This window comes from Microbacterium terrae (assembly GCF_017831975.1).
GTDB lineage: Bacteria > Actinomycetota > Actinomycetes > Actinomycetales > Microbacteriaceae > Microbacterium > Microbacterium terrae.
In genome coordinates this window covers 3,571,381-3,589,845 of record NZ_JAFDSS010000001.1, presented here as the reverse complement: position 1 = coordinate 3,589,845, position 18,465 = coordinate 3,571,381, and the positions used below count along the sequence as shown (strand labels likewise).

11 protein-coding genes are annotated in these 18,465 nt (G+C 71.8%); 6 read left to right on the top strand and 5 right to left on the bottom strand.

The annotated features are described in order from the left end of the window. Positions 1–3: 3 nt before the first annotated feature. The 3 genes from JOD63_RS16350 to JOD63_RS16340 are packed head-to-tail and all read right to left on the bottom strand — an operon-like array spanning position 4 to position 3,140. The gene (locus JOD63_RS16350; protein WP_045275647.1) at positions 4–1,587 is read right to left on the bottom strand and encodes a DUF4407 domain-containing protein; all 1,584 of its coding nucleotides are present in this window, start codon (positions 1,585–1,587) and stop codon (positions 4–6) included. A 58-nt stretch (positions 1,588–1,645) separates the two neighbouring features. After that, entirely contained in the window at positions 1,646–2,119 is a 474-nt protein-coding gene (locus JOD63_RS16345) for an NUDIX domain-containing protein (protein ID WP_045275646.1), read from the bottom strand. A gap of 7 nt (positions 2,120–2,126) precedes the next feature. Beyond that, positions 2,127–3,140 (bottom strand): aldo/keto reductase family protein, encoded by a 1,014-nt coding sequence (locus JOD63_RS16340; RefSeq protein ID WP_045275645.1) that lies wholly within the window; start codon positions 3,138–3,140, stop codon positions 2,127–2,129. A gap of 143 nt (positions 3,141–3,283) precedes the next feature. On the opposite strand from JOD63_RS16340, the gene JOD63_RS16335 reads away from it, so the two are divergent. Genes JOD63_RS16335 through JOD63_RS16325 form a run of 3 tightly spaced genes read left to right on the top strand, consistent with a single transcriptional unit; the run spans position 3,284 to position 14,078 of the window. Then, on the top strand, positions 3,284–7,009 hold the full coding sequence (locus tag JOD63_RS16335; protein ID WP_045275644.1) for an adenylate/guanylate cyclase domain-containing protein: 3,726 nt from the start codon (positions 3,284–3,286) through the stop codon (positions 7,007–7,009). Next, positions 7,006–10,098 carry a TolB family protein gene (locus JOD63_RS16330; protein ID WP_211088143.1) on the top strand — a complete coding sequence of 1,031 codons (3,093 nt, stop codon included), beginning with the start codon at positions 7,006–7,008 and terminating at the stop codon, positions 10,096–10,098. The genes JOD63_RS16335 and JOD63_RS16330 overlap by 4 nt, the downstream gene beginning before the upstream one ends. Then, positions 10,065–14,078 carry a C25 family cysteine peptidase gene (locus tag JOD63_RS16325; RefSeq protein WP_211088142.1) on the top strand — a complete coding sequence of 1,338 codons (4,014 nt, stop codon included), beginning with the start codon at positions 10,065–10,067 and terminating at the stop codon, positions 14,076–14,078. Before JOD63_RS16330 ends, JOD63_RS16325 begins: the two co-directional genes overlap by 34 nt. Positions 14,079–14,090: 12 nt before the next feature. Here JOD63_RS16325 and rlmN read toward each other — a convergent pair whose 3' ends face one another. After that, positions 14,091–15,335 (bottom strand): 23S rRNA (adenine(2503)-C(2))-methyltransferase RlmN, encoded by a 1,245-nt coding sequence (gene rlmN, locus JOD63_RS16320; RefSeq protein WP_045275642.1) that lies wholly within the window; start codon positions 15,333–15,335, stop codon positions 14,091–14,093. 125 nt (positions 15,336–15,460) lie between these two features. Here rlmN and JOD63_RS16315 point away from each other — a divergent pair, with 125 nt between their 5' ends. The 3 genes from JOD63_RS16315 (at position 15,461) to JOD63_RS16305 (ending at position 17,578) form a co-directional block, all read left to right on the top strand. Next, on the top strand, positions 15,461–16,042 hold the full coding sequence (locus JOD63_RS16315; RefSeq protein WP_052682509.1) for a Pycsar system effector family protein: 582 nt from the start codon (positions 15,461–15,463) through the stop codon (positions 16,040–16,042). 42 nt (positions 16,043–16,084) lie between these two features. Further along, positions 16,085–16,720, top strand: a complete 636-nt coding sequence (locus JOD63_RS16310; RefSeq protein WP_045275641.1) for a LysE family translocator — start codon at positions 16,085–16,087, stop codon at positions 16,718–16,720. 90 nt (positions 16,721–16,810) lie between these two features. Next, positions 16,811–17,578, top strand: a complete 768-nt coding sequence (locus JOD63_RS16305) for a hypothetical protein (RefSeq protein ID WP_045275640.1) — start codon at positions 16,811–16,813, stop codon at positions 17,576–17,578. A 46-nt stretch (positions 17,579–17,624) separates the two neighbouring features. Here the strand turns inward: JOD63_RS16305 and JOD63_RS16300 are convergent, their stop codons facing one another. Next, positions 17,625–18,464, bottom strand: a complete 840-nt coding sequence (locus tag JOD63_RS16300) for an SDR family oxidoreductase (RefSeq protein ID WP_084613510.1) — start codon at positions 18,462–18,464, stop codon at positions 17,625–17,627. Between the last annotated feature and the right edge of the window lies 1 nt (position 18,465).

Here is an 18,465-nt window from a genome sequence, read left to right as displayed (position 1 = left end):
CGACTACGCCTCGCCGCCCTGCGCGATCGCCGCGCGCTCGCGCCAGCTGCGCGCCGTGACCTTGTCGAGAGCGACCTGGCGCCGAAGCGCATCGGCCTTCTCGTAGAGCGTCGGGTCGCCGTAGCTGGTGAGCACCTTCACGAGCACGGGCAGCAGCTCGATCATGAAGAACAGCGCCGCGATCAGCCCGTGCGCCCACCCGAGCACCGGCTCGCGCTGCGACAGGCTCTCGAGCGCGGTGATCTGGCTGAGGAGCCCCACCGCCTCGGCGTTGCCTCCAGCCACATCGGAGGCGCGGGCGTTGTACGCGGCGAGCGCCGCTTCGTACTGCTCGCGCGCCGCCGGCAGCTCATCGGCCGCCTGCTGCTTGTTGAGCGACTCCGAGGCGCTCGTGGCGGCCGTGCCGGCGGACTGCGCCGCGGCGAGCTCCGCCTGGGCGGTCGTCAGCTTCGCGGCGAGCGCATCGTATGCGGTCTGAGCGGCGGCGAGCTGATCCTCGGCGGCCGTCGAACTCGCCCCCTCGCCCGCGACCCCGGAGCATCCGTCGACCGCATCGGCGCCCTCGCCCGTCAGCTCGCACTGGTAGATCGCGCGAGCCTGGTCGATGACCGCCTGCTGGTCGGCGAGCTTCGTCGTGAGGTCGTCGACCGTCGCCTGCGCCGCCGCCGTCGTCGCCGACGTGGTGTCCGCGCCCGCGACCACGCCGCTCGCCGCCTGATTCTCGAGTGCGGCGACCCGCTCGCTCGCGGCGTCGAGCGCCAGCTTCTCGGGGCCGCTCGTCACGGCATCCTGATCGGCCTGCGCCTGGGTGAGGTTCGTCGTGGTCACTTCGCGCGCGATGTCGTTGTGGAACACCTGGAGCACCAGGGGCTCGGCGACGACGATGCCGATGATCGCGGCCATGATCACGCGCGGGATCGCCAGGGCGATGAGCTTCCAGACGTTGCGCGTCGAGCGCATCGTCGAGGTGAGGAAGCGGTCGAGGTTGAAGATGATGAGCGCCCACACGATCGCGAGCGGGATGGCCAGCGCCAGCGCCACGCGCACACCGGTCGTGAGGGCGAACATCATCGAGATCGCCGAGACCAGCGCGGTGCCGGCGAGCACGAAGAACATCTGCACGAAGCGCGGGGTCTCGGTGGGCACCTCGTCGAGCACCGATCCATCGGCACCGCCGAGGATGGCGAGACGCCGACTCGCCGAACCGCGTTCGCGCGGCGGCCTCCGGCGACGGGCGGGCTTCTCGGCGGCGGCCGCGGCGGCGGGCGCCTCGACAGGCTCTGCGACCGGGTCGGGCTCTGCGACCGGTGCAGGCGCCTCGACAGGCTCGGCGACCGCGGCGGGTTCGGCGACCGAACCCCACTCGCCGACCTGCTCCGTGATCACGGCGGTGGGCTGCGTGGGGTTCATCGCGATCGCGTCGTCGAGCAGGTCGCGCGTCTGCGGATAGGGGTCCTCGGGGCCGTCGGCCGTCTGCGCGGCGCGCACGTCGTCGAGGTACAGCTCCTCGGTCTCGTCATCCGGCCCCTCGAACTCGATGCGGCCGTCGGATCCGAACCGGCCGGGGCGGTGGGCGGAGAAAGACATCCGACAACCGTAGGGACGCCACCTGAGCGAGTGGTGGGTGAATGCCCAGTGCGAGGGGTCAGTCGTCGGAGGAGAGCAGTCGCTCGAGGGCGTCGAGTGCGGGCCGCTGGCCCTTCACGAGCCTCTCGCGAGCCGCGGCCACCGGCATCCATTCGGCGCGATCGACCTCGGGGAACGACGCGGTCCGTCCCGACCGCGGCGGCCATTCCATCTCGAACTCCCCGAACACGGCGCCCTCGAGTGAGAACCCCGCTCCATCGGCGACGAAGACGGTCACCCGCTTGCCCGACGCGTACGCGAACGTGCCGAGCTCGCGGTACGGTCCGCAGGGCGGGTCCAGGCCGAGCTCCTCACGGAACTCCCGCCGCGCGGCATCCGTCGCCTGCTCGACCGCGGGATCGAACTCGCCTTTCGGGATCGACCAGGCGCCGGCATCCTTGTTCGCCCAGAAGGGCCCGCCCATGTGGGCGATGAGCACTTCCGGTCCATCGCTGGTGGAGCGGTGGAGCAGGATGCCGGCGCTCGAGGCCATCGACGTGTCAGACCACGCGGGTCTTCGGCGAGACCGAGTACGTCTCCTCGACGTCGGTCACGGCGACCGGGGCGAGGGCTTCGTCGATCGCGGCCTTCGTGTCGTCGTCGAGGACGATGCCCGAGGCCTTCACGGTGTCGTCGAGCTGCTCCGGGCGGGATGCGCCGACCAGCGCCGCCGAGACGTTCGGGTTGTGCAGCACCCACGCGATCGCGAGCTGCGGCACCGTGATGCCCGCCTGCTCGGCGATGGGCTTCAGCTTCTGCACGGCCGTCAGCACCTCATCGCGCAGGAAGTCCTGGATGAAGCGGGCGCCGCCGGCCTCATCGGTCGCGCGGGACCCCGCGGGTACGGGCTGGCCGGGCAGGTACTTGCCGGTGAGCACGCCCTGCGCCATCGGCGACCAGACGATCTGCGAGATGCCGAGCTCCTGCGAGGTCGGCACGACCTTGCCCTCGATCACGCGCCACAGCGCGGAGTACTGGGGCTGGTTGGACACCAGCTGGAACTTCAGCTCCTTGGCGAGCGCGGCGCCGGCGCGCAGCTGCTCGGCCGTCCACTCCGAGACGCCGATGTACAGCGCCTTGCCCTGCCGCACGACGTCGGCGAAGGCCTGCATCGTCTCCTCGAGGGGCGTCTCGTAGTCGTAGCGGTGGGCCTGGTACAGCTCGACGTAGTCGGTGCCCAGACGCTGGAGCGACCCGTTGATCGACTCGAAGATGTGCTTGCGGCTGAGCCCGGTGTCGTTCGGCCCCTTGGGCCCGGTGGGCCAGTAGACCTTGGTGAAGATCTCGAGCGACTCGCGGCGCTGACCGCGCAGCGCCTCACCGAGCACCGACTCGGCCGCCGTGTTGGCGTAGGCGTCGGCGGTGTCGAAGCTCGTGATGCCGAGGTCGAGCGCACGGTGCACCGTCTTGATCGCGGCGTCGTTCCCGACCTGCGACGCGTGCGTCACCCAGTTGCCGTAGGTGATCTCCGAGACTTTGAGTCCGCTGCTGCCGAGGTATCGATGGTTGACCATCCCTCAACGCTACTGCCGCCTGGGAGCGCGCGGTCGCGACCCCGTGCGATCACCCCGTGGTGCGCAGCGCCGCACGATGCCATAGTTAGCGACATCGCGATCGCGGCACTGGGGCCCATCGCGGCGAGTTCGAGGGCTCATCAGTGGCGGCACGGGTACTGGCGTCGGACCTCGTCCCCCGCTTGCTCCTCGAGCACGGCGGGCTGACGGGTTCGCACCTGCGCCTGGACGGCACCGCGGTGCTCATCGACATCTCGGGTTTCACGACGCTGTCGGAGCAGCTCGCAGCCACCGGGCGCGAGGGCACCGAGCAGCTGATCGCGACCCTGTCGCGCATCTTCACGGTGCTGCTGCCCGCCACCGACGACGGCGGCGACATCCTGAAGTTCGCCGGCGACGCCCTGTTCGTGCTGTTCCGGGGCGAGGAGCACGCGAAGCACGCCGTGCACGCGGCGTGGAACATGAACCGCGTGCTGGCGACGGTCGGCGACGTGCACCTCCCGGCGGCCCGCGCGCGCCTGCGCATGTCGGTCGGCGTGCACACCGGCACGTTCGACCTGATCCTCTCGGGCACCGACAGCATCAGCGTGGTGCTCGCCGGGGCAGCGGTCGACCGTGTGCTCGAGCTGCAGAACGCGGCGCCGGCCGGCCGCATCCTCGTGAGCGACGAGACTGCGGCGGCGCTGCCACCCAAGCAGACCGCCCCCGACGATGCGGTGCCGGGTGCGCACCGTCTGCTGCGCGGCGGCTCCGTGCAGGCGCACGCCCTCATGGCGCTCCACTCGCTCGCCGGGACCGGCGGCGAGCGGTTCCTGCCGCGGGCGTTCCGTCAGCGCCCCGATCTGCTCGGCGCCGATCCCGACCACCGCTGGGCGGCGATCGGGTTCGCACAGGTGTCGGGCCTCTCGCCGCACCCCGATGCATCCGACCTCGCACGGATCGATGCGCTCACCGCCGTCGTGGAGTCGGCCCTCGCCGACACCGGAGCGACGCTCCTCGACGTCGACCCCGCGCCCGGCGGCTACCGCTACTTCGTGACGGCGGGCTCGCCGACGGCGACGGAGGACCCGGAGGGTCGACTGCTGACGGCGCTGCAGCGCATCGTCACGAGCGACACCGGCCTGAGCGTGCGGGCCGGGGCCACGAGCGGCCGCGTGTTCTCGGGCTTCGTCGGAGCCATCGGCCGGCAGACCTTCACCGTGATGGGCGACGCGACCAACCTCGCCGCCCGCCTCACCGCGCGAGCCGAACCCGGGACGGTGCTGGTCAGTCGAGCCTCATTGGAGCGCTCGGCAGTCGTCTTCGACGCGCACGACGAGACCGAGATCACCGTGAAGGGCAAGACGGCGACCATTCCGGTGGCCGTCGTCACGCAGCCAGGCCGGCGCGCAGACGGCTCGATCGGCGACATCCCCCTGATCGGGCGGGATGCCGACCTGGCGCGCGTGATCCGGTTGACGGATGCCGCGGCCACCGGCTTCGGCGGGGCGCTGACCATCGTCGGCGGCGCCGGTGTCGGGAAGTCGCGGCTGCTGTCCGAGCTCGCCGAAGCGTCGCGATTGCCTGTGGTGCGGCTCGCCGGCGACCGGTTCGCCGGCGGCGCGCACCGCGGATCGCAGACCCTGCTGCGGCCGCTGCTGGGCATCGCCGCCGACGCCGACGCCGGCCGAGCCGGAGTGGAGCTCGCGGCGGCCGTCGAGCGGCTGCGCCCGGCCCTGAGCATGTGGGTGCCGCTGCTGGCTCCCCTGGTCGGTGCAGACGTGCCGATGACCGACGCCGTCGACGCCCTCGACGACGCGTTCCGGCAGGAGCGGGCGCACGCGGTGCTCGGCCGCCTCATGGAGGACCTGCTGCCGCAGCCTACGACGGTGATCATCGACGACGCCCAGTGGCTCGACGAGGCGTCGTCGGCGACCTTCGCGCACGTGTTCTCGGGCGACATCCCGCACGCGGTCGTGATCGCACGCCGCGAGGCGGAAGGCGGTCTCGAGCTGCGAGGTCAGACGCTCGCCCTCGCAGGGCTCGACGAGGAGCATGCGGCCGATCTCATCGAGACGGTGGCTGGGCGCGTGCTGCTCCCGGCCGACCTCGACCCCCTCCTCCGTCGCGCCGACGGCAACCCTCTGTACCTCACCGAACTGGCCGCGGCGTTCGCCTCCGGCAGCGAGATGCTCGGCATCGAGCAGCTGGTCGGCGAACGCATCGACACGCTCTCCGAGCAGGAGCGCGCCGTGGTGCGGCGCTCCGCCGTACTCGGGTGGGGCGTTCCCCTCGGACTGTTCGTGCGCTGGGTTGGCCCTGCCGAGCTCGCCGAGACCGACGGGGTGTCGTCGTTCCTCGAGCTGCTCGAGGACTCGGTGCGCTTCCGCAGTCCGCTGTATCGCGATGTGGCGTACGAGCAGCTGAACTTCCAGACCCGCCGCGAACTGCACCGCGCTGTGGCCGCCGCGCTCGAAGCCGATCCCGAGCTGGCCGCGGGGCCGGTCGAGCCCATGCTCGCGATGCACTACGAGGCCGCCGGCGACATGGATCACGCGTGGCGCAGCGCGCGAGCGGCGGCGATCGCCGCGGAGGAGGGCTTCGCCGTCGACGACGCGGTCGCCGCTTACCGCGTCGCGGTCTCGGCGGCCACCCGCGCGCGCCCGATCCCCGTGGAGCTCGGGGATCTCTGGCGCGGGCTCGCGCGTGCAGCTGTGGCCGGGGGCCGCGCCGTCGAGGGGATGGAGGCGCTCGACCATGCCCGGGCGCTCACCAAGGATCCGCTCGTCCGCGGCGGCATCGACCGGGAGCGCGCCTATGCACTCAACATCCTCGGTCGCCCCGACGACGCGGCGCAGGCGGTGCGCACTGCGCGGCGTGCCGCGACCGCGGCGGGCGACGACGGGCGCGGGCTTCTGGCGAGCCTGTCGCTCATCGAGGCCGGGGTGCGTCTGCGCCAGGCGCGCTGGCGCGACGCCCAGCTGCTCGCCCGCGAGGCCATCGGCCTGCTCGATGAGAACGCCACGACCGACGACGAGATCCGCGTGCTCGCCGATGCCCTGCGCTACGACGACATCGCCTCGGCGGAACTCGACGGCGACGAAGCGCTGCGGCACGTGCAGCGCACCCTCGAGCTGTACGCGCGGATCGGCGACGAGCTGTCGACCTCGAAGGTGCTGAACATGCTCGGCGCGCGGGCGTACTACCGCGGCGACTGGTCGGAGGCCGCCGACCTGTACGGACAGGCGCGGGATGCCGCCGAGCGCGGCGGCGATGTGGTCGGGGCCGCGATCGAAGCGGCGAACGCGGCGGAGATCCTCATCGACCAGGGCAGGCTCGACGAGGCGCGGACGCTGCTGCGGGCGGCGCGGCGCGTGTTCGAGGCCTCGGACAATCCGTATCTGGTGGCCTTCGTCACCGGGTTCGACGGGCGGGCGCACCTGCGCGCCGGCGACGCCGACGCCGCTGCCACGGCGTTCGCCACGGCAGCCGAGCGCTTCGACGCCCTCGGTGAGGCGGACGAGGCGCGTGATGCCCGCGGCCGCCACGCACTCGCGCTGCTCCTCGCCGGGCGCGACGGCGAGGCGCGCGACCGGCTCGCGGTCGCCGACGACAGCGGCACGGTGCTGCGCGCGCGGTCGCTGCTGGCGCTGCGCGACGGCGACCCCGCCTCGGCCGACCGCTTCGCGCTCGCGGCGGTCGACGCCGCCGGCACCGAACCGTACGAACGCGCCCTGGGGCTCGTCGCCCTCGCCGCCGCACACGTCGACGACGGCGCGAAGCCGCGGGCGGAAGCCCGCACCATCCTCGAGCGGCTCGGCATCGCCGACGCCGACACTCTTCTGGCACGTGGAAGCACCCCGGCACCCGAATCGGAGACGACACCATGACCGCAGCGCAGCGCAGCGCCCCTCGCTCGACGATCGCGATCCTCGCCTCGGCGGTGCTCGTCGGCGCGGGGTTGGCCGTCATCCCGGTCACCGCAGCCACCGCCGACATCCCACCGCTCCCGGACGAGGCCGAGACCTACCTCGTCTCGCGCACCGACGAGGCGGCATCCACGAGCCCCTATCTCACCCCCGACGGCCAGAAGGTCGCGTTCGTATCCCTCGCCTCCGACCTCGCCCCCGGCACCGCGGTGGAGACGCCGAACGTCTTCCTGTCGACTGCCATCGAGGGGTCGGACGACCCGTTCTCGGGCCCCGCCGTGCTCGTCTCGCGGCCCGACTCCTCGCTGCCCGACGAGCCGGCCGACAACCTGAGCTCAGACCCCGCCGCGAGCGCGGACGGCCGCTACGTCGCCTTCGTGAGCGAGGCGACGAACCTCGTGCCGGGTGGCGCGACCGAGGGCCGCTCCGCGATCTACGTCCGCGACCTCGTGAACGAGACGACGGTGCGCATCGACACCGGCGTCGAACCCGACGGCGACTCGTGGGACCCCGACATGAGCGACGACGGGCGGTACGTCGTATTCACGTCCGACGCGATCAACCTGAGCTCGACGCTCGGGAACTGGGCGCCCGACACCAACGACGCCCCCGACGTCTTCGTCGCCGACCTCGCCCCGTCCGGTGACGGGCGCCACACGACACCCACGATCACCCGCGTGTTCCCCAGCGCGAGCGTCCCCGGCGGCACGAGCGAACCCGCCATCAGCGGCAATGGCGAGTACATCGCCGTCACCGCATCCGTCGACACTCTGCAGAGCGACACCCTTGTCGACGCGCCGAACGTGTTCCGCGTGCCGACCCGCGAGCAGCACCGCTTCAACACGCTGATGCTCGGTGCCCACGACGCCGACCTCGACGCCACGGGGAACGAGTTCGCCGCGATCAGCGACCGGTGCTTCGACCGCAACGACATCTTCTCGGGCACGCCGATCTACGTCGACGCGCCGGTCGCGGTCGTCGGCACGCTCGACCCGTTCGACCAGGTGTACTCCGCGACGGCGGGCGCGGCCTTCGTCAACATCGCCGCCGGCGCGGTGCAGGAGGTCGTGCTGTCGGCAGACGCCTCGACCGTCGCATTCACCACCACCCAGCCGCCCGCGGCCGAGTCGGCACCGCTGACAGAGCCGTCAGTGCGGTTCTCGCGTATCAACTGGTACGACGCCGAGCAGAAGAACACCGCCCCGAAATGCGATCCGACCTTCCTCACCGCCGTGCCCAATGCCGCCGGCGACGGGACCTCTCCCTCGCTCTCGGCCAGCGGCCGCACGATCGCGCTGTCCGGGCCGACCGACCTCAGCGGCGCCTCCTCGTCGGTGCTCGCGATCGACACGCACTCCCACGACGGGCTCCACGTCTCCCAGACGATGGGCACGCTCTCTACGGTCGGGTTCATCACGCGCGCCGACGTCTCCGACATCCCCGCGTCCGCGGTGACCGACTACGGCGCGGCACTCGCGAACGCGCCGATCTACCGGCTGCCCATCTATCGACTCCCGATCTACCGCCTGCCGATCTACCGGCTCCCGATCTACCGACTGATGATCGGCGACTCGCCGATCTATCGGCTCGACGTCGCAGACGCGCCCATCTACCGCCTGCCGATCTACCGGCTGCCCATCTATCGCCTGCCCATCTACCGGCTCGACATCCCGGGAGGGTGGACCGAGCTGCTCGCCGGCACCCCGTTCGCTGACGCCCTCGAACAGAGCGTGCTGCTGGCCGAAGTGCTGAAGTGGGCGAACGAGACGGTGGCGAACGAGACCGGGACCGCCGCGGAACTCGCCGCGGCCGAGCGCATCCAGACCCTCACCCTCAGCGACGTCGGTCTCGACGACTCCGGGATCGACGCGCTCTCGCTCGCGTCGCTGATGCTGGGCGGCGCACGCCTGGCTGCGGTGGACATCCCCGGCGACGAGGACGAGACCCCCCTGGCGCGTTGGCAGGACCTCGCCGACGCCCAGGGCATGGCCGTGACCCTCGACGAGGACGTCGTGCTCGCGGAACTGGATGCGGCGGGGCTCGCCGTCGACCGCACCGGCATCGAGGCGGTTCCGGCGAACTCGCTCCCGATCGAGGACACCCTGTTCGACGCCATCCCGCTGACGCCGGCGTCGGACACCGAGCCCGGGCTGCAGTTCGACGACACTCCGCTGGGCGACCTCGACGTGGCGCGCCTCACCGCTGAAGCCCGCACCGCGATCTTCGGCGCCGCGGCGGCCGCCACCGTGACCGGCACGATGGCGGAGAACGCCGACGCCATCGTGTCGACTGCGACGGTCTCCCACCTCGCGGCCGGAGCACCCGACGAGGTGACCTTCGGGTCGATCCTGTTCTCGATGCTCGAGAGCGCCGACTACCCGTGGGAGCAGATCGATCCGGCCGTGCTGCCGGCGAGCGCGGTGACCGAGCAGGCGGAGCCGTCGTGGTGCGACGGCACCGATCGCTGCGGCGCCTTCGTGCAATACCAGTTCACCTTCGACCCCGGCCCCGGCGAACCGACGGTGTTCGACGACCCCACCGCCACCGTCGAGCTCCCGGGCGCTGCGCGGGCGAAGTCGATCATGAGCGGCGGCTCGGGCCCAGGCTTCGCCGTCAGCGCCGACGAGACCTACACCGGGGCGAAGCTCGAAGACGGCTCCACCGTGGCCTTCCCCCTCGCCGACACCGCCGGCGGAACCGTGCGCGAGTTCACCGTCCGCTTCACCGAGGTGCGGCGCCCCGGGGAATGGGACGCGTCGGGCTCCCTCACCAGCGGTGATCTGTCGGCGAGCGACGACGGGCTGTCCATCCCCGCGGCCGACGACCCCGAGTACCTCGACGTCGAGATGAACAACCGCACGCCCGAAGGCCAGTGGGTGACCTCGAGCGACACCGGCTGGGGCGTGGTGCTGCGTCCCGGCAGCGTCTACTACGAATGGATCACGCCCGAGCGCATCCTCTTCGACGAAGACCGGGGGAGCGCTACCCGTCCGCCGCCTTGGACGAGGACTGGTTCGTGGTCATGCCGCCGGCCGAAGGCGAACGCCTGAAGGTCTCGACCAACGCGTCGGACGGGCAGATCGCGCTCGCCCTGTTCAAGCCCACCCCGACCGGCACCCCGCTCGGCGTCGCCTCCGCCGGCGACGCCCCCGGAACCGCCGTGGCGGAGCAGAATGCCCGGGATGCCGGCGCACCCGCCGAGTCGGGCGCAGACACCGCCGCAGGCACCGCCGGGCACGTGCTCGTCGACCAGGCATCGGTCGGCGGCGACGGCACCGCCACCGTCGAGGCCGGCTCGACGACCGCCGACAGCTCGGAGACCTGGCTGGTGCGCGTGACCAGCGGGAACGGCGAAGCGGGTCGGCAGCTGTACTCGCTGCGGGTCTCGTACGAGGACGAGCCGCCCGAGCAGACGTGCGCCCCGTACTCGCCCGCCTTCACCGACGACGGCACCTGGCCCGACCAGGTCGTCGACGATGTGACCGGCATCACCGCCGCGACCGACACCCTGTACCTCACCGACGTCACCCGCATGCGCGAGCTGTACGGCGTCGAAGCGACCGAGGAGGTCGACCTCGCCGTCCGCGCCGTCGATGCCTGGAGCGGGCTCGACGACATCGGCGTCGACGGGGCGATCGTCTCGGTCGACGCCGACCCCGCCGTGCAGGCCGCCCGGGCACAGCTCGACGACAACCCGTGCTCGATGTCGGACCGGCGCGCGCTCTCCGCCGCGATCAACAGCTACGTCGCCGGGGTGATCGCCGATGCCGGAGCAGACATCCGCAGCATCGTCGTGCTCGGCGGCGACGATGTGATCCCCTTCGCGCCGGTGGCCCAGCACACCGAGCAGTTCAACGAGAGCGGCCACGCCGCCGACCTGCGACGGGGCGACGCGGACTGCCCCGCCGACGTCGCGGCCGGCGAGGTCGACCCGTGCGCGACGCCGCTGTCGGCCGCGGCCGCATCGGATTACATCCTCACCGACGACCCGTACGGCCTCGCCGACGCGTACCAGTCGCTCGGCGGCTACCTGTACGTGCCGACCGTCGCACTCGGGCGCCTGGTCGACACCCCCGCGCAGATCGCCGCCCAGCTCGACCGCTACCGCGCGACCGCGGGCGGCCTCCTCACCGCCGACACCTCCCTCACCGCGGGATACGGTGCGTGGGCGGAGCTGCCCGACGCGGTGACGGCCAACCTGTCGTGGCGGCTGACGGGCGATCCGTCGCCGCTCGAGCAGCCGTGGAGCGGCGATGACGCGACGTCGCGCCTGTTCCCGGCCGAGGGCGACGCCCCGAAGATCGTGTCGCTGAACACCCACGCCGACGAGACGAACCTCCTCCCCGGTCTCGACGGCGCCGAGCACGGCGCCTCCGGATCGGACGACCTGATCACCGCCGGCGACCTCGCCCCTGAGGCATCCGCCCTCGCCGGGTCTCTGGTGTTCATGATCGGCTGTCACGCCGGCAACAACCTGCCGACGTCGTACTACGGCGACGTCGACGACTGGGCCGACGTGTTCGGCCAGTCCGCCGGGTTCGTCGGCAACACCGGGTTCGGCCTCGCCAACAGCGTCACCACCGCACTCAGCGAGCGGCTGCTCGCCACGTATGCGGACTGGATCGGCGTCACCACCGAGTCGGGCCAGGTGTCGGCCGGCGAGGCACTCATGTACGCCAAGCAGTCCTACATCGGCCAGGCCGGTCAGTACTCGGGGTACGACGAGAAGGTCGTCATGCAGACGGTGTACTACGGCGTGCCGATGTACGGGTTCGTGAACGACGACGATGCCGCGAAGAGCGTGCCGATCCCCGAGATCCCCGCTGACCTGGCCGTGGTGGATCCGGCCGAGGGCCTCGCGAGCGCCTCGCTCACCCTCACCCCGTCGTTCTTCCGCCACGGCCCTGCCGAGGGCGACCCCGACGCCGCCACCGAACCGGTGTACCTGACGGTGGGAGACGAGCAGCCGGTCGCGGTGGCGGGTCAGCCCGCACTGCCGAAGGTCACGACCCAGGTGCCGACGAAGGTGGGAGACAAGGTCGCCCGCGGCGCGCTCATCACGGGGCTCACGTCGACCGTGAGCGGTGAGGTCGTGCCGCTGATCGTCGACGCCGGGATCGGCGTCGAGACGGCGGGGGTGACCACCCAGGGCGTGGCGTTCCCGTCGGTGTTCGCGTCGATCGCGAATCAGCAGACGCCTGCCGGACCGGTGTCGCTCCTGGTGACGACGCCGGCGAGCGTGCAGGCGGCTGTGAACGGCAGAGGCACCATCGAGACCTTCACCTCGATGGACGTGCAGGTGCTCTACGGCGACGCGGGCAGCCCCGACCAGACGGCACCGGTCATCACCTACCGCCAGATGGGCGAGAGCCCGGTGATCACCGCGTACGACCCGGGCGGCGGGTCAGTCACCCGCGTGGTGCTCCTCGTGCAGCCGGAGGCGGAAGCGGGCGGCGAGCAGCCGTGGAGCACGGTGGAGATGAGCCTGTCGAACGGTCGGTGGCTGGCGACGCTGCCCGCCGGGATCACCGGACCCTACCGCTGGATCCTGCAGCTCGTGGATGCCGCGGGCAACGTCACCACCGACAGCGACCGCGGCCGGCTGACCACCGCCGCCGCGGTAGTCGCCCCGAGCCTCGGCGACGCCGGCACCACCGTCGAAGCCGTCGTCGGCGACCGGGTCCAGCGCACCATCGCCGTCGAGGGCGTCGCCCCCGGCGATGCGGTCAGCGCGACGTACGCGCTGCGCGACGCCGAGGGAGGCGTCGTCCGCGACGGCCCGGTGCACGTGACGACCGGCGCCGACGGGGTGACCCGCGCAGTGCTCGACCTCATCGCCGACAGCACCGGCGCCTACACGGTGTCGATCACGGCGTGCACGGGCGGCGCGTGCAGCGACCCCGCCTCGTTCGAGCTGACCGTGGCGCCCGCGAACGCCGCTCCGTCGGCATCCGTGACACTCACGCCCGAGGCGGTCACCCCGTCGAGCACCCTGCAGGCCTCGGCGACGGGCACCGACCCCGACACCGGCGACACCGTGTCGCTGCGGTACCGCTGGCTCGTCAACGGCGTAGTCCAGGAGGGCGCGACGGCATCGTCGTTCGCGCTGGACGGGATCGCCCAGCCCGGCGACGTCGTCTCGGTGGAGGCGATCCCGAACGACGGGCGCACCGACGGCCACGCCGGCGTCGCGGCGATCTCCGTCGGCGAGGACGTGGCCCTGCCGACCATCGCCCTGACCGCCGTCTCGGACGGCGCCCCGTATGCGGCCGGCACCTGGGCGCGGGCCGACGTCGCCGTGTCGTTCCTGTGTACCGGCGTCGGGGTCGAGTGCCCCGAGCCGGTGACGATCGCCACCGACACCGCGAGCACGATCGTCGAGCGCACCGTCACCGACGACCTGGGGCGCACGGCCACGGCGTCGATCGAGGTGAAGCTCGACAAGACGGCACCGTCGCTGTCGCCGATCGTGTCGCCGAACCCGGTGGTCGTCGGCGGCACGGCCACCGCGGTCGCGATGGCATCCGACACCGTGTCGGGTATCGCCTCGCAGTCGTGCAGCGCACCCGCCACCGCGACGGCCGGCACCCGGTCGGTGACCTGCGAGGCGACGGATGCCGCCGGCAACACGGCCACCGCCACGGCGGGCTACCAGGTGGTCGCGCCGTCGCCGGCGTGCCGGCTCGGCTCGAACCAGGTGCTGCAGCCGGTCAACGCAGACGGGTCGAGCGTGTTCGCACGGATCTCGGCGGTGCCGGTGATCTTCCGCCTCTGCGACGACCTCGGGCGACTCGTCACCACGCGCGGCGCGGTGACGAGCGTGACCCTCGAGTCGCAGACGGCGCTGGCGAAGGCCGCGGTTAACGAGCTGCCGCTGCTCCTGCCCACGATCAAGCCGGTGTACGTGTCGAACACGGGCCTGTGGGCGGGCGCGATCGGGTCGGCGACCCTGAAGAGCGGCGTGAAGTACACCTATCGGGTGAACCTCGCCGACGGCGACTCGTTCACCTTCACGTTCGGCATCAAGTAGCCGGAGCGGGCGTCACTCCTCGAGCGGAGTGGCGTCCGCCACCGCCTGGTCGTCCTCGGTGGCGACGAGCTGTCCGCAGGCGCCGTCGATCTCCTTGCCGCGTGTGTCGCGCAGGGTCGTGGGGATGCCGGCGTCGTTGAGCCGGCGCACGAACTCGTCCTGCACGTCGACGTCGGACGAGGTCCAGATCGACCCGGGAGTCGGGTTCAGCGGGATGGGGTTCACGTGCACCCACCCGCGACCGCGGTCGTTGAGCTTCTTCGCGAGGAGGTCGGCGCGCCACGCGTGGTCGTTCATGTCTTTGATGAGCGCGTACTCGATCGAGACACGGCGGCCGGTCTTGTCGAAGTAGGCGCGTGCGGCGTCGAGCGCCTCATCGACCTTCCAGCGCGAGTTCACCGGGATGAGCTCGTCGCGCAGCTTGTCGTCGGGCGCGTGGAGCGACAGCGCGAACGTCACCGGGATGTCCTCGTTCGCGAGCTTGGTGATCGCGGGGACGAGGCCGACGGTCGAGACGGTGATGCCGCGGGCGCTCATGCCGATGCCGTGCTGCTTGTCGGTCATGACCCGCACCGCCTGCATCACACGCGCGTAGTTGGCAAGGGGCTCGCCCATGCCCATGAAGACGATGTTCGTGACGCGCTCGCCCTCGTGGCCGACCTTGCGCGGGTCGCCGAGGCCGCCGTCGGCGATGAGGCGGTTCGCGCGCACGATCTGCTCGATGATCTCGGCAGCCGACATGTTGCGGGTGAGCCCCGCCTGGCCGGTGGCGCAGAACGGGCAGTTCATGCCGCAGCCGGCCTGGCTCGACACGCACAGCGTGATGCGGCCGGGGTAGCGCATGAGCACCGACTCGACGAGCGCGCCGTCGTGGAGCTTCCACAGGAACTTGATCGTGTCGCCGCGGTCGGTCTCGAGGCGGCGCACCTCCGTGAGCAGCGGGGGGAGCATGCCGTGCACGAACTCGTCGCGGCCCGCGGCCGGCAGGTCGGTCATGTCGGCGGCGTGGTGCGTCCAGTGCTGGAAGTAGTGCTTCTCGAGCTGCTTGGCGCGGAAGCCCGGCATCCCGAGCTCCTTCACGCGCTCGACGCGCTGTTCGGGGGTGAGGTCGGCGAGGTGCACGGGCGGCTTGCCGCGCTTCGGCGAGGCGAACTGCAGAAGCGGCCGCCCCTCCTCGTCCTTCTTCTGCGACCATCCCTCGGTCGCCGGACGCACCTGGCGTGGTTTGGTGGCGCGCACGGGCGGCTGAGAAGTCATGACTCCGAGGGTACTGCGCGTGGCTGGACAGCGCCCGGGCGCGCACTCTCGCGCCGGGCGGTCGTTTCATGGCATCCTGGCGCTCATCCGCGCCGCGACCGCCGCGCCTACGCACTGGAGCGCACATGCCCGAGGCATCCTCCCCCATCGGCGCCGCCGGGCGACCCGCCTCCGAACTGTCGGGCGCCGTACCGGCCGTGGTACCGCCCGCCGCGGAGCCCCGGCCGGTGCACGAACTCGCCGAGAAGATGCTCGAGGAGGCGGCCGCCGAGATCGACCGTGCCGACCAGAAGGCGTCGCTGCTCATCGGCAGCCTCGGCATCGCATTCAGCATCGTGCTGAGCGCCCTGATCGGCGGAGACTGGTCGCCGCAGTCGCTGCACCCCGTCGGGGCCGCGCTGTGGATCATCGGGGCCCTCGCCGCGGGAGCGTCGGTCGTCTCCGCGGCGCTCGCGGTGTGGCCACGGCTCAGCCGCTCGACGCCGGGGTCGATCACGTACTGGGGGCAGGTCAAGGATCTCGGCTCGCCGCAGGCCGTGGCTGACGCCCTGACCGAGCGAGGCCTGCTGCCGCCCGAGCGCACCTACCAGCAGCTGCTCGTGCTGTCGGCGGTGGTGCAGCGCAAGTACCGCGCGATCCGCTGGGCGATGGTGCTCGCGGGCGCGGGAATCGCCCTGGTCACCGTCGCGTACTTCATCGTGAACTGACGACGGCGACGGATGCCGCGTCGCAGCGACTATCGTCGTGCCGTGGTCCCTCCCGAGAATCTCCTCGCGTTCACGCTCGCCGCCCTCGTGCTGATCGTGATCCCGGGGCCGAGCGTGCTGTTCACGATCGGTCGCGCGCTGGCGCTCGGCCGCACCGGCGGGCTCCTCAGCGTGCTCGGCAACGCGCTCGGTCTGCTGCCGATCATCCTGCTCGTCGCGCTCGGGGTGGGCGGCGTGGTCGCGCAGTCCGTCGTGCTGTTCGCGATCGTGAGGATCGCGGGAGCCGGCTACCTGATGTTCCTGGGCGTGCAGGCGATCCGCCACCGTCACCGCGCCGCCACCGCATCCGCCTCGGTCGCGCCTCGCTCGCACCGGCGTCAGCTGGCCGAAGGCTTCACCGTGGGCGTGACGAACCCCAAGACGATCGCCTTCTTCGTGGCGGTGCTGCCGCAGTTCGTCGACCTCGACGCCGGCGCCGTGCCGCTGCAGATGATCGAGCTCGGCCTGGTGTTCTTCGTTATCGCGCTGATCTCGGACGGAGCATGGGCTCTCGCCGCGGCCGCCGCCCGCACGTGGTTCGGCCGCTCGCCGAAGCGCATCGCCACCCTGTCGGCCGTCGGCGGGGGCATGATGATCGGGCTCGGCGGGGTGCTGCTCGTCACCGGCAGCAAGCACTGACGCGGACGCATCCCCACTCCCGCTCGCGCACCCGCAGGGCTACCGTTGAGGTGGCGACGCGATGACGCGCCGCCGTGCGGGGTGAGAGGGATGGATGCCGCGCAGCACCGTGAGCTCGACGAGCTGAGACGACGGGCGTACGGCCTGGGGGCCGGGATCGCCGAAGACGCCGCGGCGTCTGCGCGCCTCGACTCGCTCGAGCTCCTGCTGCTCGACGAACACGCGCGCGAGCACGGGATCGACCCCGACGAGCTTCTCGACCCGCGCGACGATCACGCCCCTGCCGCCGCGCACCGCCTCGGGCCCAAGACGCGGCTGCTGGTCATGGTCGTCGTGTGGTCGGCGGCAGCCGCCCTCGCCGTCTCGGCCGCCGTCCTCGCGCTCGCACCGAGGGATCAGCGCTCACCGGTCACGCCGCATAGCGTCGGCCCGTCGCATCCTGCGGCACTCGACTACACGCCGCAGGGCGAGACGCTCATGCAGATCCCGACGACCGGTGTCGTCGGGTCGCTGCGCGGGCTCCCGTCGTCGATTCCCGCTCCGCCGTTCGCGACCGCCGGCGAGGTGCTGTGGACGGCGCCGCTCGGAAGTCGATTCGGCTGGAACCTCTGGGTCGGCGCCGGCGTCGAAGACGGGGCTGCCCTCTCGTGCATCGCGATCGAGCGCGACGGCGACGTGCGCAGCCGCTGCGGCAACGACGACGCGCGCCGCTACGGGTCGCTGCGGCTGTCGCTCTCACGCGCCGACGTCGACCCGGAGCTGCGACCGCCGCAGATGGGCGCGGTCGACAGCATCCGGTTCTGGTGGCTCGACGAGTCCGCTGTGCGCGTCGTGCTCGGCCGGTTCGACGGCCGCTGACGCGCGCCTGCGGACACTCGGTGCGCAGCGCGGGCGCTCGTCGTCCTCAGTCGAGGAAGATATCGGGGAACAGCTGCTCGTCGGGTGTGCCGGGCACTGCCGCGTACTGCGAGAAGTCGGTGACGCCGGCCTCGCGCAGCACGTCCTCCACGATGAGCGTCTGCCCGGTGTAGGTGGCGGCGGGCTTGAGGAACACCTCGTACGCCGCGTCGGCGTACACCTCCGGCGTGCGACTCACCTTCATCATCCGGTCGCCGCCGAGCGCGAACTGCACCGCGGCGGTCGCGATGGTCGTCTGCGGCCACAGCGTGTTGGCGGCGATGCCGTCGGCGGCGAACTCGGCGGCGAGACCGAGCGTCGTCATGGTCATCCCGTACTTCGCGAGCGTGTAGCCGGTGTGGGCGCCCAGCCACTTCGGGGCGAGGTTCAGCGGCGGCGACAGCGAGAGGATGTGCGGGTTCAGAGCATCCTTGAGGATCGGCACCGCCGCCCGGCTCAGCATGAACGTGCCGCGCACGTTGACGTCCTGCATGAGGTCGTACTTCTTCGCCTGCAGGTCGAGCGAGCGCGACAGGTCGATCACGCTGGCGTTGTTGACGACGATGTCGATGCCGCCGAACTCGCCCTGCGTCGTGAGCACGGCCTCGGTGACGTCGTCGTCGTTGCGCACATCGCCGACGATCGGCAGCGCGTTGCCGCCCGCCGCCCGGATCTGCTCAGCCGCCGAGTGCACCGTGCCCTCGAGCTTCGGATGCGGGGTGTCGGTCTTGGCGAGCAGGGCGATGTTGGCGCCGTCGCGCGCTGCGCGCAGGGCGATGGCGAGCCCGATGCCGCGGCTGCCGCCCGACATGAGGATGGTCTTGCCGGCGAGGGTGTTCGAGGTCAAC

Coding starts and splice junctions, on each gene's coding strand:
- JOD63_RS16350 (WP_045275647.1), bottom strand. CDS start 1,587: ATGTCTTTCTCCGCCCACCGCCCCGGCCGGTTCGGATCCGACGGCCGC.
- JOD63_RS16345 (WP_045275646.1), bottom strand. CDS start 2,119: ATGGCCTCGAGCGCCGGCATCCTGCTCCACCGCTCCACCAGCGATGGA.
- JOD63_RS16340 (WP_045275645.1), bottom strand. CDS start 3,140: ATGGTCAACCATCGATACCTCGGCAGCAGCGGACTCAAAGTCTCGGAG.
- JOD63_RS16330 (WP_211088143.1), top strand. CDS start 7,006: ATGACCGCAGCGCAGCGCAGCGCCCCTCGCTCGACGATCGCGATCCTC.
- rlmN (WP_045275642.1), bottom strand. CDS start 15,335: ATGACTTCTCAGCCGCCCGTGCGCGCCACCAAACCACGCCAGGTGCGT.
- JOD63_RS16315 (WP_052682509.1), top strand. CDS start 15,461: ATGCCCGAGGCATCCTCCCCCATCGGCGCCGCCGGGCGACCCGCCTCC.
- JOD63_RS16305 (WP_045275640.1), top strand. CDS start 16,811: ATGGATGCCGCGCAGCACCGTGAGCTCGACGAGCTGAGACGACGGGCG.